This is a genomic window from Flavobacterium sp. Root935 (assembly GCF_001429295.1).
Lineage (GTDB): Bacteria > Bacteroidota > Bacteroidia > Flavobacteriales > Flavobacteriaceae > Flavobacterium.
In genome coordinates this window covers 396050-418478 of the sequence record NZ_LMJL01000007.1, presented here as the reverse complement: position 1 = coordinate 418478, position 22429 = coordinate 396050, and the positions used below count along the sequence as shown (strand labels likewise).

Sequence of the window (22429 nt, the reverse complement as noted above, 5' to 3'; positions counted from 1 at the left end):
ATGCAATTTTGTTGCTAATTAAAAATGCTGACGTTTTCAACTAAATTAAATTATCTTGTACGGCTTATATTGTTTATATTCCATGATTTTTATCATTTTTAAAATTGAAAAGAAAAACCTACCTTTGCGCCCGAATTCACTCAGAAAAATAGAATTCAACTATATATTCTTAACTTAAAACTGTTTATAGCATGCAACTGTACAACACTTTGAGCGCAGAAGAAAGAGCCATCATGATCGATGATGCGGGTAAACAACGACTAACGTTGTCTTTCTATGCGTATGCCAAAATTGAAGATCCCAAAAAATTTCGCGATGATTTATTTTTAGCCTGGAATAAGCTTGATGCTTTAGGCCGAATTTATGTTGCCCATGAAGGAATAAATGCTCAAATGAGTATTCCTGAAGAAAATTTGGAAGCTTTTAGAGCAACTCTTGAAGTTTATGATTTCATGAAAGGCATTCGTTTGAATGAAGCCGTAGAACATGATGACCATTCCTTTTTGAAATTAACTATTAAAGTGCGTCATAAAATCGTTGCTGACGGTTTGAACGATGAAACTTTTGATGTAACCAATATTGGCGTTCACCTGAAAGCCAAAGAATTCAACGAAATTCTTGATGATCCGAATACAATTGTAGTTGATTTTAGAAATCATTACGAAAGTGAAGTAGGACATTTTAAAAACGCTATTACTCCAGATGTTGAAACATTTAGAGAAAGTTTGCCTATCATCAACGAACAGCTTCAAGACCATAAAGAAGATAAAAATCTGGTAATGTACTGCACTGGAGGAATTCGCTGCGAAAAAGCAAGTGCTTATTTCAAACACCAAGGTTTTAAAAATGTATTTCAATTAGAAGGGGGAATTATTAATTACGCTAAACAATTGAAAGAAGAAGGTTTAGAAAGTAAATTCATTGGGAAAAACTTCGTATTTGATAATCGTCTTGGCGAAAGAATTACAGATGATATTATCTCACAATGTCACCAATGCGGAAAACCTTGCGACAATCACACGAATTGCGAAAACGACGGATGTCATTTGTTGTTTATTCAATGTGATGAATGTAAAGCGGCAATGGAAAACTGCTGTTCTACAGAATGTTTAGAAATCATTCATATGCCTTTGGTGGACCAAGTTCGTTTAAGAACTGGAAAACAAGTTGGAAACAAAGTGTTTAGAAAAGGAAAATCAGAGAATTTAAAATTCAAACATTCGGGCGAATTGCCAGAAACTGCTTTGGCAACTGCACAAAAACCAGCCGATATTCGTCAGAAAGTAAAAGTAAAGAAAGTACTTCTTGGAAAAGCAGAGCATTATTATGTAAAAGCTCAAGTGGCTCAATTTGCTATTGAAAATCAAGAATTGAACGCTGGAGATAAAATCTTAATTTCTGGACCAACAACTGGAAATCAGGAAATGACTTTAGAAAAACTAATTGTAAACGGTGCAGAAACTCAAACTGCTAAAATTGGGGATAAAGTTACTTTTGAAGTTCCATTCCGTATTCGTTTATCAGATAAATTATATAAGATTTTAAATTAGCGATTTACAAAGCATTTTTAAAAATAAAAATAAACCCTACTTTGTTCATACAAAATAGGGTTTTACTTTTTTATTGAGAGTTAAAAATCAAGGTGTAATATTTAAACACCAATTTTAGCATCGATATTATGTTTTTCAGCATAGGCTTTGGCAGCATTCATCAATCTTGTAAACTTAGCGTCAATTTCATTTAGAGTTGAGGCGTCAAAATCGACTATTGCTTTTTCGATCTGTTCTGGCGAAGCTTTTTCATCTTTCATTTTAGCAATTGGCAAATAACCTTCTTTTTCTTTAGCAATCGCATAGGTAAACAAGTCTTTTGATGCCTGAAGAAGTTCTCTATTGTCATCATCTTCATTTATCTCCTTAATTTTTTTAAATTGAGTTTCTAAATTAGCGATGTCAAATTTAAAATAATCGTAATAAGAAGAAGGAATCATTTTCTTTTGAGTTTCATCATAAATCTGAGGCTCAGATTCTAGTTTATAGTTGATGTCCTTACTGCCAAATCGAGAAAGCAAATTTGTATTTAAAGCTGCTATTTCAAAAGTTTTGTCTGGCGAAGGGTTTGTACAAGAAGTGGAAACTATACTTGCAGCGATTAATACGAATGCTATAATGGAATTGTTTAAGATCTTTTTCATTTTTAATTTTCTTTGTTATTTATCCTTTTAAAATTTTAGTTTTCTCTGTTTCAAATTCTTCCGAAGTTAAAATTCCGGCATCCAAAAGCTCTTTCAAGTCCAATAATGCCTTTTTCTTGCCTTCCATAGAATTTCCTGAATCTGATTTTTGCGGTTCTTCTTTGTGAATTGGTGTTACTACAGTTCCTGATGGCGCGTATTTTAAAATCAATTCTGTAATTTCATTAAAGCCTTTTACATTCGAGTAATCGATCGCTTTTTGCTCTTTTACATTGACGATTGAAGCATCGGCTTTATTATCCAATAAATATTTTACGACATCTTTCTTTCCGTTTGCTGCGCTGTAATGTAAAGGCGTGTTTCCAGATTCGTCCTGAATATTGATATTGGCTCCAGCTTCAATCAGCAGTTTTACCATGCTTAGATTGCCTTTTTTGGTTGCAACGTGCAAAAGACTTTCTCCGCCATAGGTATAAGAATTGTTAAGCGTAAAACTAGATTCGTTAGAAATATTGGTTGCACTCACAATCCAATCCAGATAATCATTCATTGAAGAAGTATCGCTTGCCAAAGGTTTGCTGTAATTCACATCAACACCGTTTTCTAAAAATAAAGACACAATTTCCTTTTGATTATTCGCGCAAGCGTACCAAATAGGTGAGTAGCCATTATTGTTGGATGTGAAAACATCGGCACCTCTTTCTACTAATAATTTAGCGAGCATTCTATTCGTTTCATAACACGCAATTAAAAGAGCATTTTCTCCCGAATGATTAACGTGATTGATGTCAGCACCATTGTCAAGAAGTAAAGTCACCATCGGGATCGATTTGGTGTAACAAGCATAAATCAAAGGCGTATTTCCTTGTTTATCGGTTACATTTATATCGGCTCCTTTGTCTAAAAGCAGCTGAATAATTTCTCTGTTTAGTTTTGCAGAAGCTAATAATAGCGGAGTTTCTCCATTGTTATTCAGTAAATTAACATCTGCTCCAGCTTCAAGCAACTTTGTTGCAATTTCGATTTGAGCGGTCTGAGCAACTAAGTGTAACAGACTATTTCCGTATTTATCATTTTTGGTAATTTCCGCACCATTTTCCAACAGATACAAAGCCGTCTGTTTCTGTTTTTGAAGACAGGCAAAAAATAAAGGTGTTTCTCCCTGATGATCTTCGTAATTAATATCGGCTCCGTCTTCGGCCAAGATTTTCACAATATCCAGATAACCTCTGTGTGCGGCATAATGAAGAGCAGTTCTGCCTTTTTCGTCTGTATATTTTACATCTACTTCTTTATTCTGAAGCAGTAATTCGGCTATTTTTCGATTGCCGTTTTCACAGGCAATTATAAATGACATTGACATATATGTGGTATTTTGTATAATTCAGTTATTATGATTTCATTAAAAGCTCGACCGTTTTAATTTTCAAATTATCTCCTGAAGCCAGCATTAAAGCGGTTTCATCTTTGTCATTTGTGATCGAAATATCGGCGCCTTGCTCTAATAATAATTTTACTTTACGATAGGTTTCTTTGGCCATTTCAGCATCATAGTTCACATTGTAGGCACAGACTTTATGCAAAATAGTATTTCCCTGATTATCCTGTTCATTTACATCCAATGAAACATTTTCTAAAACTGATTTCAAAATATCCGATTTCTTTTCGACAATAAAATCAATTCCTGATTTCGGCTGACCGTAATATTGTGCGCAGAAATTGACATCGGCACCATCAGCTAACAATCTTTCCAAAAATTTAATATCGTTTGGAGATCCAGAGACAGAACTTATAAAGTTAGTGAATAAGGTTCGCCCGTCTTTGTTGACAATATTAAAATCAGGTGAAGAAACTGCTGCTAGTGCATCGTACATATCATACGAAAACTGTTCGGCAACCGCGTAATAAAAGGCAGTATTGTTGATGTTATCGGTTTCGTTGGCATCGGCTCCATTTTCTAGTAAGAAAGGAACAAAATCCTTTTTGCTTCTTTTAACCGCGCACATTAAAGGCGTTGTCCCCACAATATTTTTTTCGTTGATATCGACACCATTATCCAAAAGAATGGAAATATATTCTTTAGTTTTCTCAGTATCTGTGCTGTAGGTATTCAGAACGATGTAAATGAAATTTTCTCCGGCATTATTTTTATATTGCGTATTCGCTCCAAAGTCATTGATAAGTGTTTTTATGACTTTTGGTAAAGCGCCTTTTTCAAAGAAATAACCCAGTAAAGTTTTATCGCTGATTTCATCATTGATGTTATCCATTTTTGACATCAATTCTTTGAAAAAAGCCAGTGATTCTTCATCATCTTTGAGATAAAGTGCCAATGGAGCAAAAATCGATTTGTCGAAACTGTCCAATTCGTAAATATCCGTTTCAATAAAACCGGCTTTGATTAGTTTTTCAATAAAATCAATTTCTTTGGCGTCAATAATCTTTGCTGCTATTTGCGAAAAATTGTTTTTAAGATATTGTTCGTTAAAGGTTTCGCCGTTATTTAGGCATTCTCTGGCCTCGTCAAATTTTCCCTGAAAAAGGAAATTTTCAATCTGGTTTTGTGTTTGCATTTGAAGTGGTATTTATAAATGAAAGATTGTGTTTGATAAAACCAGTATCGATAATTGCTGGCTTCACGAACTATGTTGTAAGATAAAACATAAAATTGAGAAATATATTTTAGGAAAGAAAGTAAAAAGTCTTAAAATATTCCCTATAAAAATAAAACCCTATTCTAGATGCATAGAATAGGGTTTTTTTAAGCGAATGATTTTATTCTTCTGAAACTTCAAACCCATCAAAATCTTTAATTTCAGATAACTTAGTCAGTTTGCTTTTGCTGATTTTGGTTTCGGTTTTCTCGAAAACTTCATCTCCGCCTTCATCCTCTTTGTTTGTGTTTTCGTTTGTTATTTTCTTTCGTGTTAAAAAGTTTATACTGACTTCCGTTTCCACGACAGGACCTCGATTACTGCTAGAATCATAACCAATAAGTTCGAAATCTGAATTTTGAAATCTAAATGTGTATTCCCAATATCCATATCTTCCGTGGCCGTAATGAATATGTAATTTGTTGTTTTTTATTTCAACAGATAATTCGGGGGCAAAATAAACGCCGCCATCTTCATTTTCAGAAGAAAAACAATCGTAGTTTTTAACTGCAAGTTCATAACTGTTATTTTTATTGAAGAGAACAATAATACCTCTTCTGTTTCGGTCTAATTGGCCTCGATAATCGTCTTTTATAACTTTGCTTTTATCGGTGCCTTTTATAACAATTGCGCAGTCTTCTGCGCCGTCTTTATTCAAATCGCCATAAATGGTGTCAAAAATTACATAACCTTTTGGAACAAAATCTGCGGGATTTTTTTGGCTTTCAACTGTCGAATCAGAAGTTTCAGCAACTTCTTCGGGGTTGGTTAAAGTTTCTACGGTTGTAGTTGTTTCTTTTTTGTTTTTCTCCGTGCAGCTAAAAATTCCTAGTTGCATTAAAAAAGCTCCAGCAATAATCAAGTATTTGTTCATAATGGCTTATTATTTTTCTAAGTCTAAACTTAGTAAAATAAGTTTATTGTTTTAATTACTATTTAAGATATAATTTCGGTCGATTTAACTCATTTGAATTACTGAAAGAGAATTTCAAGATTAGATTTAATTGCATTTTTACATAAAGTTGCTAAACCGTCAATTAAGTTTTCCCCATCAACATCTACAAAGCAATCATAAAGATTACTTGGGTTTATCCCATAAATGGTAAGTATATTTTTTTTAAGTTCAATTACTTTTTGATTTGGTTGTTCATTTTGAAATAACAACTTTATTTTTTCAAGTTCAATAATTATTTCTGCACATTCATTGGGAGTCCATTTTCCATCACAATCTGAATGTAACATGATTTTGGGACAAATGCTTCCCCATTCAGAAGACTTTTCTACTGCTTCATTTACACATTCTCTAAAAATGCCAAAATATTCATAAGATCCTACTTCTAAACCATCTATTTCTTCTTCCTCAGTATCGAAAGTGCATAAATACAAACCCATAATTATAATGTTTTTTCTAATTTCACAAAAGGCTTATTTTCTTTAATTAACTTTTTCAAATTATCGCTTAATAAGCATTCTTTTCGTACTCTGATGATTAAACGGCCTTTCTTGCTTATTACCAAAAACAATAACATTCGAATTTGATATGTAGATTTTAATTCAGTACAATATTTTATTAGATACCAATTTTTATCTGATATCGTATCTGCAATAGAAGTTCTTGCGACTTGATGCTTAGTATATTTATACTCAATATCCATTTTAAATTTTTATCGCGCAAAAGTACTTTCAATTGTTAGATGACTTTACTCTTAAAAAGTATATTAGTAATAAAATAAGGTATTTAAAAGACTTGGGAGATTCGATGATTTGATTGTTTATGTCATTCTTTTTGTATTAAATAAATCAGTTTTTTTATTTAACAAACCATTAGTTTTAATCCTTAAATAGCCAAATAAAAAAAATACTATCTTTACCGATCAAACGTTTATGAACTTAAGCTGCGTTTTAGCAGCACTACATATATAATTATGGCATGTACAAGTTGTTCAACCTCAGATGGTGGCGCACCAAAAGGTTGTAAAAATAATGGGACTTGCGGCACCGATAGCTGCAATAAATTGACGGTTTTTGACTGGCTCGCAAACATGAGTCCGTCTAATGGAGAGGCGATTTTTGATTGTGTTGAGGTACGTTTTAAAAACGGACGTAAGGAATTTTTTAGAAATTCAGAGAAATTAACTTTAAGTATTGGTGATATTGTTGCAACTGTGGCTTCACCAGGACATGATATTGGAATTGTAACTCTTACAGGCGAATTGGTAAAGATTCAAATGAAGAAAAAAGGGGTGAATTACGAAAGTAATGATGTACCTAAAATCTATAGAAAAGCATCTCAAAAAGATATTGATATTTGGTCTGTAGCACGTGATCGCGAAGAACCAATGAAAGTTCGTGCCCGTGAATTGGCGATTCAGCATAAATTAGAAATGAAAATTTCGGATATTGAATTTCAAGGAGACGGATCTAAAGCGACTTTTTACTACACAGCCAATGATCGTGTCGATTTTAGAATGCTGATTAAAGATTTTGCTAAAGAATTTAGTACGAGAGTAGAGATGAAACAAGTTGGTTTCCGTCAGGAAGCGGCTCGTTTAGGCGGAGTTGGTTCTTGCGGACGTGAACTTTGCTGCTCGACTTGGCTTACCGATTTTAGAAGTGTGAATACTTCTGCAGCTCGTTATCAGCAGTTATCATTGAATCCGCAGAAATTAGCGGGACAATGCGGAAAATTAAAATGCTGTCTAAATTATGAATTAGATACTTACATGGACGCATTGAAGGATTTTCCAGATTATGACACCAAACTGGTTACAGAAAAAGGAGATGCTGTCTGCCAAAAACAAGATATTTTTAAAGGATTAATGTGGTTTGCTTATACTAATAACTTTGCAAACTGGCATGTTTTGAAAATCGATCAGGTAAAAGAAATTATTGCTGAAAACAAACAAAAAAACAAAGTTTCTTCTCTTGAAGATTTTGCTGTTGAGGTAGTTTCAGAGCCGGAAAAAGACTTTAATAATGCGATGGGACAAGAGAGTTTAACTCGTTTTGACCAGCCAAAAAGAAAGAAAAAACCAAACCGCAAACGTAAACAAAATACAGAAGCGGCTGGTGTTGCAGCTCCGCCAAAACCGCAGCAGGAAAAAAACAACAATATTATTAAGCCTGCCGGAAACAACAATCAAAATAATAATCCAAACAAGCAGAACAAGCCTAATAACCCAAATAAGCAAAATCATAAGAACAAGCCAAATCCGAATAAACAAAACAATTCGAATAAGCAGCAGTCAAATGATAACAAATCTGCTGAACCTAGAAAACCAATAATTAATGCTAAAAATGAGAATAAAAAATAGCGGAATTCTTCTTTTGGCAGCGATACTTCTTTTTTCGTGTGATAAAAAAAGAGTATTCGACGAGTATAAATCTGTTGGGAGTGCTTGGCACAAAGACAGTATTGTAAGCTTTGATCTGCCAGTTTTAGATTCTACAAAAAAGTACAATTTATTTGTAAATATAAGAGACAACAACAATTATCCGTTTAATAATTTGTTTTTGATTGTCGCTATCGAAACGCCGAGTGGTTTTACAAAAGTAGATACTTTAGAATATCAAATGGCAGCGCCGGATGGAACTTTATTAGGAAATGGATTTACTGATATTAAAGAAAGTAAACTGTATTACAAAGAAGACGTAAAGTTTAAAGGAACTTACAAAGTTCATATCAAGCAGGCTGTTAGACAATCGGGTAAAATTCCTGGAGTTGAGGCTTTAGAAGGTATTACAGACGTTGGTTTTAGAATAGAACAAAAAGATTAGAAAAATAGTTATGGCTGCTAAAAAAAACAATCAATCAAATAGCGTTAAGGATATTAATTATTATAAAAAGAAATTTTGGAGGGTTTTTGCCTACTCAATGCTTGGCGTTTTAGCTTTCTTTTTATTTGCGTCTTGGGGATTATTTGGATCTATGCCTTCATTTGAAGATTTAGAAAATCCAGATTCTAACCTTGCAACAGAAATTATTTCTTCTGATGGAGTTGTAATTGGTAAATATTTCAAAACTAACAGATCTCAGCTTAAATATTCAGATCTGCCAAAAAACTTAGTGGAAGCACTTGTTGCAACCGAAGATGCACGTTTCTACGAACATTCGGGAATTGACGGGCGCGGAACTTTAAGGGCTGTTTTTAGTTTAGGAACAAATGGAGGAGCGAGTACGCTGACGCAACAGCTGGCGAAACAATTATTTCATGGTGAAGGATCTAAGTTTTTGCCTTTTAGAATTGTACAAAAAATAAAAGAATGGATTATTGCCATTCGTCTGGAAAGACAATATACCAAGAATGAAATTCTGGCGATGTACTGCAACGTTTACGATTTCGGAAATTATTCTGTTGGAGTAAGTTCTGCTGCGCAGACCTATTTTTCTAAAGAGCCAAAAGATCTGACAGTAGACGAATCGGCTATTTTGGTCGGAATGTTCAAAAACTCAGGATTATACAATCCAGTAAGAAATCCAGAAGGAGTAAAAAATCGTCGTAATGTGGTTTTATCACAAATGGCAAAAGCAAAAATGATTTCCGAATCAGAAAAAGAAAGACTTCAAGCTCTGCCTATTACTTTGAAATTTAAACTTGAAAGCCACCGTGAGGGTATGGCAACTTATTTTAGAGAATATCTTCGTGATTACATGAAGAAATGGGTTACAGAAAACAAAAAGCCTGATGGTTCTGAGTACGATATTTACAAAGACGGACTTAAAATCTACACGACTATAGATTCTAGAATGCAGATGTATGCAGAAGAAGCTGTTTCTGAACACATGAAAAACTTGCAGCAACAGTTTTTTATTGAAATGAAAACCAATAAAAATGCTCCGTTCGTAAATATTACGCAGGCTGAAACAGATCGAATCATGATGCAGGCAATGAAGAATTCTGATCGCTGGGCACAAATGAAAGATATGGATAAAAGTGAAGATGATATTATCGCTTCATTTAAAGTAAAAACCAAAATGCGTGTATTTACTTGGAAAGGAGAGCGTGACACCATCATGACACCGCTGGATTCTATTCGTTATTACAAACACTTTTTACAGTCTGGTTTAATGGCTATGGAGCCTCAAACCGGAGCAATTAAAGCTTGGGTTGGAGGAATCAACTACAAATATTTCCAATACGATCACGTAGGGCAGGGAGCAAGACAAGTAGGTTCTACTTTTAAACCGTTTGTTTATGCAACTGCAATCGAAGAATTAAATATGTCTCCTTGCGATTCTATTCTTGATGGTCCGTTTATGATTCACAAAGGACGTCACCACGTAACTGAGGATTGGGAACCAAGAAATTCAGATAACAGATACCGTGGAATGGTAACTTTAAAACAAGGTCTTGCGAATTCGATTAATACAGTTTCGGCTAAATTAATTGACAGAACAGGTCCAGAAGCAGTTGTAGAATTGACTAAAAAATTAGGAGTAAAAACAGAAATTCCAGTTCAGCCATCAATTGCATTAGGTGCGGTAGATATTACGGTAGAAGACATGGTTGCGGCTTACAGCACATTTGCCAATCAAGGAGTTTATGTTAAACCTCAGTTTTTAAGCAGAATTGAGAACAAAAGTGGAGAGGTAATTTATGAGCCAATTCCAGAATCTCATGATGTTTTAAATAAAGATATTGCCTTTGCAGTAATTAAATTGCTTCAAGGGGTTACAGAAACTGGTTCTGGAGCACGTTTACGTACGCAGGGCGGTGGAAGCGGAGACAATCGTTGGACTGGTTATCCGTACATGTTTAAAAACCCAATTGCAGGTAAAACAGGAACAACACAAAATCAATCAGACGGTTGGTTTATGGGAATGGTTCCAAACCTGGTAACAGGGGTTTGGGTTGGATGTGAAGATCGTTCGGCACGTTTTAAAAGTTTAACTTACGGACAAGGTGCAACTGCAGCTCTTCCGGTTTGGGCTTACTTTATGAAAAAATGCTACGCAGATCCAGAACTTCAAGTTTCAAAATCTGAATTTGAGCGCCCAGCCAATCTTTCTATAAAAGTAGATTGTTATACTAGGCCGGCTATTGTAAAAGATACTACTCAGACAGAACAAAATACTGATGAATTCGAATTGTAACAATGTTGCATTAAATCCATCTAATTAAAAATCATCCCTTTATCATTCTTTTTTAAAAGAGTTGTAAAGGGATTTTTATTTCGGTTTTATTTTTACGAAATCGTTATAATTTAATCTAAAAATCTTATTTTTATCAAAATTATTCGGTAATAAAGACAGTTTGTTATGATAACAAAAAAAGTAAATAGTGTTCAGGATGCTATCAAAGGAATAGAAAGCGGCATGACCATTATGTTTGGCGGTTTCGGTTTATGCGGTATACCTGAAAATACAATTGCAGCTTTGGTAAATACATCCATTTCAGATTTAACTTGTATTTCTAACAATGCAGGTGTCGACGATTTTGGTTTGGGATTATTGCTTCAGAAAAAGCAGATCAAAAAGATGATTTCTTCTTATGTGGGTGAAAATGCCGAGTTTGAACGTCAGATGCTTTCAGGAGAATTAGAAGTAGAACTTACGCCTCAGGGAACTTTGGCAGAACGCTGTCGTGCGGCTCAGGCAGGAATTCCAGCTTTCTTTACGCCAGCAGGTTACGGAACTGAAGTTGCGGAAGGAAAAGAAGCACGCGAATTCAACGGTAAAATGCACATTATGGAAGAAGCTTTCAAAGCCGATTTTGCGATTGTAAAAGCTTGGAAAGGTGATGAAGCTGGAAATCTGATTTTCAAAGGAACAGCCAGAAACTTCAATGCGTGTATGGCGGGTGCTGGAAAAATAACAATTGCAGAAGTCGAAGAATTAGTGCCGGTTGGTTCATTAGATCCAAATCAAATTCATATTCCTGGAATTATGGTGCAGCGAATCTTTCAAGGAGAAAAATTTGAAAAGAGAATTGAACAGCGTACAGTAAGACAGAGAGCTTAATTAGATAATTAGAAAATGTGTCAATTAGATAATTACTCAGATGCACAAAGTAGGATTATCAAATTATCTCATTGACTAATTGACACATTAACAAATTGACACATTGAATTTATGTTAACAAAAGAAGATATAGCAAAGCGAATTGCGAAAGAAGTAAAAGACCGTTATTTCGTAAATCTTGGAATTGGGATTCCAACTTTGGTTGCAAATTACGTTCGAGAAGATATAGCTGTTGAATTTCAAAGTGAAAATGGAGTTCTCGGAATGGGGCCTTTTCCGTTTGCTGGCGAAGAAGATGCAGATATTATCAATGCAGGAAAACAAACTATTACAACACTTCCGGGAGCGAGTTTCTTCGATTCGGCTTTTAGTTTTGGAATGATTCGCAGCCAAAAAGTAGATTTAACAATTCTAGGAGCAATGGAAGTTTCTGAAAACGGAGATATTGCCAACTGGAAAATTCCAGGGAAAATGGTAAAAGGAATGGGAGGTGCTATGGACTTGGTGGCTTCCGCCGAAAATATCATCGTTGCCATGATGCACGTAAACAAAGCAGGAGAGTCGAAAATCTTAAAAAGATGTACTTTGCCATTAACAGGCGTAGGCTGCGTTAAAAAGGTTGTAACTGAGCTTGCAGTACTCGAAGTAACAGAAAAAGGTTTTAAGCTCTTAGAACGCGCACCAGGTGTCTCAGTCGAACACATCGTTGCATCAACAGAAGCCGATTTGATTATTGAAGGTGAAATTCCTGAGATGATTGTTTAATTTTAGGTTCAAAGGGACAAAGGAGCAAAGGTTCAAAGTTTAAGTGCTGAAAATAAATTTATATTAAGAGAACTTTCTTAAAAGAAGGTTCTCTTTTTATTTTCTGCTAGGGTTTGATAATTGAAACGTAATCTTTTTCTTTATATTTGCTGTGATTTTAAATAAAAACACATTTGGAAAAGTTTGAAATAGATATGAAATGGGGAAGTTATTTCTTCATTGTAAATACGTTAAGTTCTATTTTTATAGTTTTAATAATGTATTTAATTAATAGTTACAGCTTAATATATTTAAGTGATATTCTAATACCTGTTTTTATAATTCAATTATTATATTTTGTTATTAAAGCCGTTGCAGAAAATAAAAAACATGATTTAAGCAGAGGTTATCGAAAGTTCTTTGTTTTTATTAGGCTTTTAGTGTTCTATTTCATGTTAGTTTCATTTTCAAATGAAAGCACAAATATTTGGTGTTTTTCCCTATTGCTTCCCTATAGAAGAAAAGACATTTCAGAATTAGTAATAGAAGATAACTCAAATGAAGATAACGGCATTACATTGAATGAGTTTATTGTTATCTTAAAAAGAAAGTTCAGCAGATTATAAATCAGCAATTATGTAAAAAGAAAAAACCGCTATAAGCGGTTTTTTTTATGCAGTAAATCTCTGAACCTTTGTCCCTTTGAACCTTTGCTCCTAGAAAAGCTATTGCAAATTAAAAGAAGCTCCTAAACTAAAAGTCGCTTGATTATTTAAATGGTAAAAAGGATCATCGTTTGTGCCATATTTTGCAATTGGGAATCCGATTTCTGTGAAAACACCAAATCCGTCAGTAAAGAAATAACGACCACCAACATGAGCTCCGAAATTATGTAAACCTAAACTTAATCCAGGGTAAATGTCTAATTGTTCAACACCAATTACACTTGATAAATTAGCATTAATTCTTGCTTTTGCATCAAAACGATCACCGAAATCTGGTTTTTCATCATTATAAGCGGTAGTGCTTCCGTGGTAGAAACCGTTAAAATTATCAACTCCTAACAAGTAGTTTGCAACAAAACCAAAAGAGAAATTTTCTCCTAAACCAAAATCAATAGATCCCTGAATTCCAGAACCACCATCTTGAAGATTAGCGCCAACGTTTACTCTAGTGTCACCTTTACCAGTGAAGGCTTGCTGTGCATTAATAAATCCGAATGATACTAAAAACAAGAGTGTAATAACCTTTTTCATAAAATTTTAAATATTAATTATTTTGAGCGGCAAAAATAAATTTTAAATAAATTAATTCCTACCTTTTTCGTTAAAATAGAGTTCGTTCAATGGTTCGCTTTGCCAGTATTCTTTGGTGTCGACATTCATAATTGTAAGCGGACCTCGAAAGGCTGCCCCAGTGTCGACATTCCAAACACAGGCTTTGTTTACAGGAACTGTCTTTCCTATTCGTGTAACAGGAGTATGCCCTATGTAAACTTCTTTATAAACGCTAAATCTTTTAGGATAGTTTAAATCGTCTTCTTTTAATTTTGGGTCCAATGAAAGAGCTGTTTCCCAAAGTGTTCTGTCCCAATAAAATAGTTTCGAAAAATACTCCCATTTTACGCCATTTAAATTGGTGAAACCAGCGTGGACAAATAAACGATTTTGATCGTCAAGATAATAATCCTGAAGATTTTCTAAAAATTCGATATGTTTTCTCTTCTTATCCGAGGAAATTTTGGAATAGCCTTCAACTGTTGCTTTTCCGCCATGTTTGTACCACATTTCTTCATCAAAATCATCATGCCTGTTTTCCAGCCAGTCCAATGCCAGCTGATCGTGATTTCCTCGTATGCAGATGCAGTTTTGTTTACTTTTTAAATCAATCAAATAGTCGATTACTTCAACAGACTGACTCCAGCCGTCAACATAATCGCCCAAAAAAATTAGAGTATCTTCTGTAGTAACTTCGGCTCTCTTCATCACCTGTTCAAGTGCAAGTAACCCGCCGTGAATGTCACCTATAACAAATGTTCGCATTATTTAATTTTTCGAGTAGAAGAACAAAAATAGAAAGAATAATTGGTTTGAACTCATCGAATCTATATTCTTTAAAGATTGATATTATTTATAACTATTTGAAGCACTTTTTTATTGCTTTCCTTTTTAAATTTGTAGCATGTCTGAAACACCAACATATCGCAAAATTATTCATATCGATATGGATGCATTTTACGCATCGGTCGAGCAGATGGATAATCCAGAATTGCGCGGAAAACCTGTTGCGGTTGGAGGTTCAGAAAATAGAGGCGTCGTTTCGGCGGCAAGTTACGAAGCGAGAAAATTTGGTGTGCGGAGTGCCATAAGCGGCGTGCTGGCCAAGAGATATTGTCCAGAAATTATTTTTGTACGTCCACGATTTGACCGTTACAAAGAGATTTCATCTAAAATTCATAAAATTTTCCATGATTACACCGATTTGGTTGAGCCTCTTTCGCTAGACGAAGCTTATCTGGATGTTACCCAAAATAAAAAAGGAAATCCAAGCGCGAGTTTATTGGCACAGGAAATTCGAGCTAGAATTTTTAATGAAGTTGGTTTAACAGCTTCGGCGGGTATTTCTGTCAATAAATTTGTGGCTAAAATTGCAAGTGATTACAATAAACCAAACGGGCAAAAGACGGTAAATCCAGATGAAGTTGAAGCGTTTTTAGAAGAACTGCCCATTCGTAAGTTTTATGGAGTTGGAAAAGTAACTACAGAAAAAATGTACCAGCTCGGCATTTTTACAGGAACTGATTTGAAAAGTAAATCGTTAGAATTTTTGGAGAAACACTTCGGAAAATCTGGAGCGTTTTATTACAATGTAGTTCGAGGTATTCATAACAGCGAAGTAAAATCATCCCGAATTACCAAATCTGTTGCCGCAGAACACACTTTTGATGTAAATCTTTCTTCTGAAATCTTTATGATGGAGCAATTGGAACGAATTGCGGTTTCACTAGAAAAGCGTTTGAAAAGGCACGATATTTCGGGTAAAACCATAACACTTAAAATTAAATATAGTGATTTTTCGCAGCAGACGAGAAGTAAAACCCTGCCGTATTTTATTTCTGATAAAAGTTTGATTATGGAAAACATAGAAGAATTACTGTATCAGGAAAAAATGAAAGATTCTGTACGCCTCCTCGGAATTTCTCTAAGTAATTTAAATACTGAAATTAAAAAAGCAGTTGCTGTTCAGTTAAAATTTACTTTTTAATAAAAAGTTTAAGTGTATATTAATATAGTACTATAATCCCATACAGGAGTTTTTATCTATCTTTGATAAAGATTTGTCCATACTCTAAATCATTTAATATGAAAAATACAGGCTCTGATGATTTTTTACAACGAAATTCAGTTCCAATTTTAGCTTGGGATTTTCACTATGAATATCTAAATGAACTAAAAGGATTGGCTACAGATTTGGAGAAAGTAAATCAAATTTCAAATCAATATACTTGGGACGAAGAAAAACTCAATATACAAGAAAGGATCAAAGAAGAGGTAGTTGTAGTTACGGATCTAGATTTTAAAATAGTTTTCGCTTCAAGCGGTATCAAAAAAATGACAGGCTATAAACAGGAAGAAATTTTGGGTCAAACGCCAAAAATGTTTCAGGGACCTGCAACCTCTAAAAAAGATTTAAAAGAAATTAGAGAAGCCTTAAAAAAGAAGATTCCTTTTGAAAAAACACTGGAAAATTATAGAAAAAATGGACAGACTTATAAATGTAAAATAGATGCTTTTCCTGTTTTTAATCTAAATGGCGAAGTATCGCATTTTATAGCTTTCGAAAAGCAGGATTTAAGTGCTTGATTTGCCAGTAAGACGAAAAGTTTATAATAAAAAAAACCGCTGAATTAGCGGTTTTTTTATTACTTAATATAATCTAGAACTTAGTGTCTTAGCGCCTTAGCGGCAAAAAAAGTTATAAGTTCGCAAAAAAATCATTTCCTTTATCGTCGGTGATAATGAATGCAGGGAAATCTTTTACGGTGATTTTACGAACCGCTTCCATTCCTAATTCTTCAAAATCAACTACTTCAACTTTTAAGATATTATCTTGAGCCAAAATCGCAGCTGGACCTCCAATAGAACCTAAATAGAATCCGCCGTATTTGTTGCAGGCATCTGTAACTTGTTTCGTACGGTTTCCTTTGGCCAGCATAATCATGCTTCCTCCATTTTTTTGGAATTCATCAACATAAACGTCCATACGGCCGGCAGTTGTTGGTCCGAAACTTCCAGAAGCCATTCCGTCTGGTGTTTTTGCAGGACCTGCATAATAAACAGGGTGATTTTTGAAATATTCGGGCATTGGTTTTCCAGCGTCCAATAATTCTTTGATTTTTGCGTGTGCAATATCTCGGGCAACAATAACAGTTCCGTTTAATTTTAAACGTGTTTTAACTGGATATTGAGATAATTTTGCCAAAATATCTGCCATTGGCTGATCTAAATCAATTTCTACAGGTGCTTCTAAATGCGGAGCTGTTTCTGGTAAAAATTGTTTTGGATTTACTTCTAATTGCTCCACAAAAATTCCGTCTTTGGTAATTTTTCCTTTAATATTTCTATCTGCCGAGCAAGAAACTCCAAGTCCGACAGGACAAGAAGCTGCGTGACGAGGCAAACGAATTACGCGAACGTCATGCGTGAAATATTTTCCTCCAAATTGAGCACCAATTGCACTTTCCTGGCAGATTTTCTGAACACGTTCTTCCCACTCAAAATCACGGAAAGCCTGACCAGCCATGTTTCCTGATGTTGGAAGATTATCATAATATCCTGCAGATGCTTTTTTAACAGCGCTTAAGTTAGCTTCTGCAGAAGTTCCGCCAATAACCAAAGCTAAGTGGTATGGTGGACAAGCAGAAGTTCCTAAATCTTTGATTTTTGTGCGAATGAATTCATCCAACGATTTTTCATTCAACAAAGATTTTGTCTGTTGGTATAAATAAGTTTTGTTTGCAGATCCTCCTCCTTTTGCCATAAACAAGAATTCGTAAGAAGTTCCTTTTTTAGCATAGATATCAATTTGAGCTGGAAGATTGGAACCTGAATTCTTTTCTTCGAACATCGAAATCGGGACAATCTGCGAATAGCGTAAATTTCTTTTTTGGTACGTATTAAAAATTCCTCGGCTTAACCATTCTGCATCATCAACACCAGTAAAAATACTTTCGCCTTTTTTGGCCATTACAATTGCAGTTCCAGTGTCTTGACAGCTTGGTAACTGACCTTCGGCAGCAACAGATGCATTTTGAAGTAAATTGTACGCTACAAAACGATCGTTATCTGTAGCTTCTGGGTCATCAAGAATTTTTCTTAGTTTTTTCAAATGACTCGTTCGAAGCATAAACGAAACATCTGTCAAAGCTTCTTCAGCCAATAATTCTAAACCTTTTGGATCAACCGTTAAAACTTCACGTTCTCCAAATTGTTCCACTTTCACAAAATCTGAGGTGATTTTGCGGTACTGCGTATCATCCTTTAAGATCGGATAAGGATCTTGGTATATAAAATCAATCATTGTTTTGTTTTTTGACAAATTTAGAAATTATTTACCTAAGAAAGAATTTGAATAAGACTTCTGAGCACTTTTGTTATTGACTGTTAAATTGATCGAAAGTCATCTTTTTTTCGAAGTATGCTTTATCTTTTGCAGATAATAATCTTTTGCTCCATTGGTTTCCTTTTAATTCAAAAGAGATTGAATCTGAGTGTGTAAGGATTCCCATGTCAAGGTTTTCATCTTCATCAGCAGGGACAAATGCAACAGTTTTGCAATAAAAAGATTTAGGGTCAGAATTTTTAGAAGGGTTCGCAATTTCTACCCAGCTTCCCCAGCCGCTGTCGGTCATTGTATTCCATTGATGAACCAACTGCAGAGTACTGTTTTTTAAATAATACAAGTAATTATCGTGCGTATAACCACAAGCAGGATAACCCACTGAGATTTGTACAAATGGTGAATTTTTTGAAGTTTCTGAAGTTAATCCGTAAGAAGCAACCCATTCTGATCCTTTTTCAAAACCTTTGATTGTGATTTTAGATGAGGCAGTTTTATTTTTATTTTGATAGAAATCTAATCGATATTTTACCGTAACAATGCTGTCTTGATCTGCCTGCTGCTCTACAAGATTGGCTAAAATGTAGTCTTTAGAAGACTGTTCTTCATTTACGTAAATCGCAATAGTATCTGTTTTGATAACTTTATCGTTTGCTGAATCATCAGTTTCAACTGAAATTTCTTGAGCTGCAGGTAATTCTGCTACTATTTCTGTTTCTGTAGATTTTGTTTTTTGACATCCGATTAAAAGGACTGAAAAAAGAAGAAGTGGTATTTTCATGGGGAATAGATTAATATTATTATTCTACTGATAAAACTAAAAGTTTCTTTTTTTGATATAGTTCGGCTAATGATATTTTTTCTCCGTTGAGATAGAAAAGCTGATCTTCGTACTTTACTTCTTTAGGATCGATTAAAAAGCAGTAATTATCGCGGTCATTTAAAACGCTGAGATTATCATAATTCAACTCTACAACTTTGACATATTTGATGATATTGAGTTTATGAACTTCTTCTAAGGTTACCGGAGTGCTTTCATCATATCTAAAAAAGAATTTTTCGCCGCCGCCCGGCATTCCAAACCAAGGCATGGCTTTTCCAGAAACGAGATCGATATAATCCGGAGCTTCATTGATAACGAATAATTTTTGATCCATAGTTTCAAAAAACTCGGGAAGAGATTTGTTTTCAAAAGCTTCATTCTCTTTCCAGAAATATATTCCTTGATTTTGCCAAGAAGGATTTTGAAGATCTTTCGCAGTAGCAGCATCAGAATAATGCATATACAACTCGCGTGGCATAAAAGTCAAAATAGAATCGTTTATGAGCCAGTCAATCTTATTGGGTTCAAATTTATTTTCTTCAGCTTTAGGCTCTTCAACAGCCGTTTGGTCTTCAGTAAAATGAATTTGTTCTTCAGATTCTTTTATACTTTCAACCTTCTGTTCTTTATTAAAAAGCTTCTTAAATAAATTCATATTTTTTTTTGATTAAAATGAATTAAAAGAACCAAGTCGCAACAAAAATCGCAGTAATTACACAAATCAAATCTACTAAAAGCATTGTTCCTAGAGCATAACGCGTGTTTTTGATGTTTACAGATCCGAAATAAACTGCAATAACATAGAATGTACTTTCGGCACTACACTGAAAAATACTGCTTAATCTTGCTGTCAACGAATCTGCTCCAAAAGTATTCATAGAATCAATCAAAAATCCTCTTGATCCAGCCGAACTAAACGGGCGAAGCATTGCCACAGGAAGCGCATTTGTAATTTCTTTGCTTACACCTAAATTTGAAAATACAAATCCAATTCCGTCACTAATAATTTCAAATAAACCGCTGTTTCTGAATAATGAGATTGCGACTAACATTCCTAATACATAAGGGAAAATAGTTACTCCAGTTTTAACTCCATTATTTGCTCCAACTACAAAAGTGTCAAAAACAGTAGTGTTGGCATCTTTAAATTTTTGCTCGTGTCTGAATGAAAAAATCAGCGTAAAAGCAATAATCGCCAAAAGTATTAAACCTGAAAGGTTAGAAGTGAAATAATTTTTTCCGATTAAATCCAAATGATTCACGTACATCAATAAACCAACAATTGCAGCGATTAAACCCATCAACCCAATTAAAAGCGAAGCACTTTTGAAGTTGATTTTTTGTTTGATTCCGACAATTAAGAAAGCGGCAATAGTACCAATGAATGAAGTAATGATACAAGGCAGCATTACATCGGCTGGATTCGTTGCATTTGCAGCCGCGCGATAGCCAATAATCGAAGTAGCAATTAAAGTTAAACCAGAAGCGTGAAGACACATAAACATAATTTGTGCATCGCTCGCCTTGTCTTTATCGGGGTTTATTTCCTGTAAACTTTCCATGGCTTTAAGTCCAAATGGAGTTGCAGCCGAATCTAATCCTAAGAAATTGGCAGCAAAGTTTAAGGTCATATAGGAAATCGAAGGGTGGTTTTTAGGAATAGTCGGGAATACTTTTACAAATACCGGACTCAAAGCTTTAGCTAATTTTCCAGAAGCGCCAGAAATAATCAAAAGTTCCATTAATCCGCAGAAAAAAGCCAAGTAAGCAATAAGCGGTAAGATTAAATCGACCAAAGTGCTTTTACAAGTTGGCAGTAAACCATCTGATTTCTGAAGTCCGCTAAAAATTTTTACAGTTTTGTTTTTATAAACGTAAGTTGTGTCGGCATTCAGCGTATCACGATTGATAATCATGGTTTGATCTGGCGCTTTTTGTATGCTGTCTTTGATAAAAGCAGGAAGTTCTTCAACGTATTTTTCAGATACTAAAACAGGATCATCTTTCTTTCCATTCAAAACAGAATCAATAGTATAAGTATTAGCAGTAAACAAACTGACTACAATAAAAACTATCGAAGAAATAAAAATCGTTAACCAAAATCTACTTAATACCATAATTACATTTTTTTGTAAATGTAATTATTTAGAGATAAAATGCATAAATATTTTATTCAGATGTCGCTCCGATAGGGCTAAGGATTTGGTACGTTTATCGTATTATAGTAAATTGATGTTGATTAAGATGTTCTTAATAGAGCTTAAAGAAGCCTCAGCGAGGCGAAATATTTATAGAAAAAGAATGGAAAACAAAATAGAAAAAGCTCCAGCGGAGCGAAATATAAAACGTTTAAAATTTATTCAATAACAACTTTTGTTTCCAGATAATTTTCAAAAGCTTTAATTCCTTCAAATAAAATGGCTTTTTTCGAACTCTCCGTTTCATTAAAAAACTGTGTTTCTATTTTGGCGTGATCTTTTTTAATAGTTCGTTTCCAAGTTCCAATTACTTTTCCGTTCTCAAGAATAATAGGTTTAAAAATGCCATTATTGGTAAAAGCTAAACTTTGATGTTCTTGCAGGATAGAAGCTTCACGGGTTTTGTATGAAATAAGAATCTCATCAAATGCTGGGAGAAAATGCACGCTTTCGCGAAAGGTATCCAGATCTGAATGATCTTTTTTGAACCAATAAGTCTGATTATCAATAGTTATTGAGCTTAATTGTAACTCAATTGCATTTATTGCTTTGTTGCAAATTGTAGGCGGAAAGCCCGACCACCAAGAAAAATCTAATACTGTTGCTGGACCGTGACTTTCAAAATAACGCTGAGCTAATTTCGCCAAACCTTCTTCTTTTGTCAATTTGGTTTTAGATTTTGGAACTCTTTCTTCAAGCAAAGCATATGTAATTTGTTTACCCTTCATTTCTCCATTACACACTAAACCGTCTAGTTCTGCATTCATCATAATGGCCGCGCTGAGGAAATCTTCTTTCGAACTTTTTTTGATATCAAGTTCCTGCATAATTTCGTCACGCGTTAAATGATTCTTTCCAGCCAATAACTTCTCGATAGAATTGTTAATCTGATCTAGTTTTTTAGCATCGAAACCATATTTTTTAGCCGCCGCAGCAGTAAAACGTTTCACCTGAGGGGCCGAAAGTTCTAACATCCAATAAATATCCTCAGCAGAAACAAAATGCCAGGTTGGACGAAGAATATGGGTTCTAATGATTTTTGCAGAATTTACCGCTTCTTCGATTTCTTTTTCAGTTGCATTGCATCGAGAACCAACAGCCCATTTTGCCATAGCATAATCCTGAGCCTGCATAGCACCCAAATGCTGTACAATTTCCTGCGGCGAAAGATTACTTGTTCTATACAGTTTCTGTGAAACAAGACGATGATGTGAAATCTCAGAATAAGTCATTTTT

At 34.4% G+C, this 22429-nt stretch carries 22 protein-coding genes; 9 read left to right on the top strand and 13 right to left on the bottom strand.

Features of this window, described 5'->3' with window-relative positions; translation table 11 throughout:
* The first annotated feature begins 191 nt into the window (after positions 1 to 191).
* Positions 192 to 1550, top strand: a complete 1359-nt coding sequence (locus tag ASE40_RS03345) for a rhodanese-related sulfurtransferase (RefSeq protein ID WP_057115381.1) — start codon at positions 192 to 194, stop codon at positions 1548 to 1550.
* A gap of 101 nt (positions 1551 to 1651) precedes the next feature.
* Here the strand turns inward: ASE40_RS03345 and ASE40_RS03340 are convergent, their stop codons facing one another.
* The 6 genes from ASE40_RS03340 to ASE40_RS03315 form a co-directional block, all read right to left on the bottom strand.
* Positions 1652 to 2194 carry a hypothetical protein gene (locus ASE40_RS03340; protein WP_057115380.1) on the bottom strand — a complete coding sequence of 181 codons (543 nt, stop codon included), beginning with the start codon at positions 2192 to 2194 and terminating at the stop codon, positions 1652 to 1654.
* 19 nt (positions 2195 to 2213) lie between these two features.
* Entirely contained in the window at positions 2214 to 3557 is a 1344-nt protein-coding gene (locus tag ASE40_RS03335) for an ankyrin repeat domain-containing protein (RefSeq protein WP_057115379.1), read from the bottom strand.
* 28 nt (positions 3558 to 3585) lie between these two features.
* Positions 3586 to 4767, bottom strand: a complete 1182-nt coding sequence (locus tag ASE40_RS03330) for an ankyrin repeat domain-containing protein (RefSeq protein ID WP_057115378.1) — start codon at positions 4765 to 4767, stop codon at positions 3586 to 3588.
* Positions 4768 to 4969: 202 nt separating this feature from the next.
* Positions 4970 to 5722 carry a hypothetical protein gene (locus ASE40_RS03325; protein ID WP_198530103.1) on the bottom strand — a complete coding sequence of 251 codons (753 nt, stop codon included), beginning with the start codon at positions 5720 to 5722 and terminating at the stop codon, positions 4970 to 4972.
* Positions 5723 to 5820: 98 nt separating this feature from the next.
* Positions 5821 to 6240, bottom strand: coding sequence for an Imm70 family immunity protein (locus ASE40_RS03320; RefSeq protein ID WP_057115376.1), 420 nt, complete (start codon positions 6238 to 6240; stop codon positions 5821 to 5823).
* A 2-nt stretch (positions 6241 to 6242) separates the two neighbouring features.
* Positions 6243 to 6503, bottom strand: coding sequence for a hypothetical protein (locus ASE40_RS03315; RefSeq protein WP_057115375.1), 261 nt, complete (start codon positions 6501 to 6503; stop codon positions 6243 to 6245).
* A gap of 270 nt (positions 6504 to 6773) precedes the next feature.
* On the opposite strand from ASE40_RS03315, the gene ASE40_RS03310 reads away from it, so the two are divergent.
* The 6 genes from ASE40_RS03310 to ASE40_RS03285 all read left to right on the top strand — a co-directional run bounded on the left by ASE40_RS03310 (position 6774) and on the right by ASE40_RS03285 (position 13179).
* Positions 6774 to 8162, top strand: coding sequence for a stage 0 sporulation family protein (locus ASE40_RS03310; RefSeq protein WP_057115374.1), 1389 nt, complete (start codon positions 6774 to 6776; stop codon positions 8160 to 8162).
* Entirely contained in the window at positions 8146 to 8625 is a 480-nt protein-coding gene (locus ASE40_RS03305; RefSeq protein ID WP_057115973.1) for a gliding motility lipoprotein GldH, read from the top strand. Before ASE40_RS03310 ends, ASE40_RS03305 begins: the two co-directional genes overlap by 17 nt.
* 10 nt (positions 8626 to 8635) lie before the next feature.
* A complete protein-coding gene (locus ASE40_RS03300; protein WP_057115373.1) occupies positions 8636 to 10942 on the top strand; it encodes a penicillin-binding protein 1A in 2307 nt (768 codons plus the stop codon).
* Between the two features lie 165 nt (positions 10943 to 11107).
* A complete protein-coding gene (locus ASE40_RS03295; RefSeq protein WP_057115372.1) occupies positions 11108 to 11809 on the top strand; it encodes a CoA transferase subunit A in 702 nt (233 codons plus the stop codon).
* Positions 11810 to 11920: 111 nt separating this feature from the next.
* Positions 11921 to 12574 (top strand): 3-oxoacid CoA-transferase subunit B, encoded by a 654-nt coding sequence (locus tag ASE40_RS03290; RefSeq protein ID WP_057115371.1) that lies wholly within the window; start codon positions 11921 to 11923, stop codon positions 12572 to 12574.
* Positions 12575 to 12747: 173 nt separating this feature from the next.
* Complete coding sequence (locus tag ASE40_RS03285; RefSeq protein ID WP_128414925.1) at positions 12748 to 13179, top strand: hypothetical protein; 432 nt, start codon at positions 12748 to 12750, stop codon at positions 13177 to 13179.
* A gap of 99 nt (positions 13180 to 13278) precedes the next feature.
* Here the strand turns inward: ASE40_RS03285 and ASE40_RS03280 are convergent, their stop codons facing one another.
* Both ASE40_RS03280 and ASE40_RS03275 read right to left on the bottom strand, forming a co-directional pair.
* Positions 13279 to 13809 carry a DUF6646 family protein gene (locus tag ASE40_RS03280; RefSeq protein ID WP_057115369.1) on the bottom strand — a complete coding sequence of 177 codons (531 nt, stop codon included), beginning with the start codon at positions 13807 to 13809 and terminating at the stop codon, positions 13279 to 13281.
* Between the two features lie 51 nt (positions 13810 to 13860).
* Complete coding sequence (locus tag ASE40_RS03275) at positions 13861 to 14595, bottom strand: metallophosphoesterase family protein (protein ID WP_057115368.1); 735 nt, start codon at positions 14593 to 14595, stop codon at positions 13861 to 13863.
* Positions 14596 to 14734: 139 nt separating this feature from the next.
* Here ASE40_RS03275 and dinB point away from each other — a divergent pair, with 139 nt between their 5' ends.
* Both dinB and ASE40_RS03265 read left to right on the top strand, forming a co-directional pair.
* Positions 14735 to 15817, top strand: coding sequence for a DNA polymerase IV (gene dinB / locus ASE40_RS03270; protein ID WP_057115367.1), 1083 nt, complete (start codon positions 14735 to 14737; stop codon positions 15815 to 15817).
* A 98-nt stretch (positions 15818 to 15915) separates the two neighbouring features.
* Entirely contained in the window at positions 15916 to 16416 is a 501-nt protein-coding gene (locus ASE40_RS03265) for a PAS domain-containing protein (protein WP_057115366.1), read from the top strand.
* A 112-nt stretch (positions 16417 to 16528) separates the two neighbouring features.
* Here ASE40_RS03265 and ASE40_RS03260 read toward each other — a convergent pair whose 3' ends face one another.
* From ASE40_RS03260 to ASE40_RS03240, 5 genes are all read right to left on the bottom strand, one after another.
* Positions 16529 to 18133: a fumarate hydratase gene (locus tag ASE40_RS03260; protein WP_057115365.1), complete on the bottom strand. Its 1605-nt coding sequence runs from the start codon at positions 18131 to 18133 to the stop codon at positions 16529 to 16531.
* Between the two features lie 73 nt (positions 18134 to 18206).
* On the bottom strand, positions 18207 to 18953 hold the full coding sequence (locus ASE40_RS03255) for a hypothetical protein (RefSeq protein ID WP_057115364.1): 747 nt from the start codon (positions 18951 to 18953) through the stop codon (positions 18207 to 18209).
* Between the two features lie 19 nt (positions 18954 to 18972).
* Entirely contained in the window at positions 18973 to 19650 is a 678-nt protein-coding gene (locus tag ASE40_RS03250) for a hypothetical protein (RefSeq protein ID WP_057115363.1), read from the bottom strand.
* A 22-nt stretch (positions 19651 to 19672) separates the two neighbouring features.
* Positions 19673 to 21112 carry a nucleoside recognition domain-containing protein gene (locus ASE40_RS03245; RefSeq protein ID WP_057115362.1) on the bottom strand — a complete coding sequence of 480 codons (1440 nt, stop codon included), beginning with the start codon at positions 21110 to 21112 and terminating at the stop codon, positions 19673 to 19675.
* Between the two features lie 239 nt (positions 21113 to 21351).
* A complete protein-coding gene (locus ASE40_RS03240) occupies positions 21352 to 22425 on the bottom strand; it encodes a winged helix DNA-binding domain-containing protein (protein ID WP_057115361.1) in 1074 nt (357 codons plus the stop codon).
* Between the last annotated feature and the right edge of the window lie 4 nt (positions 22426 to 22429).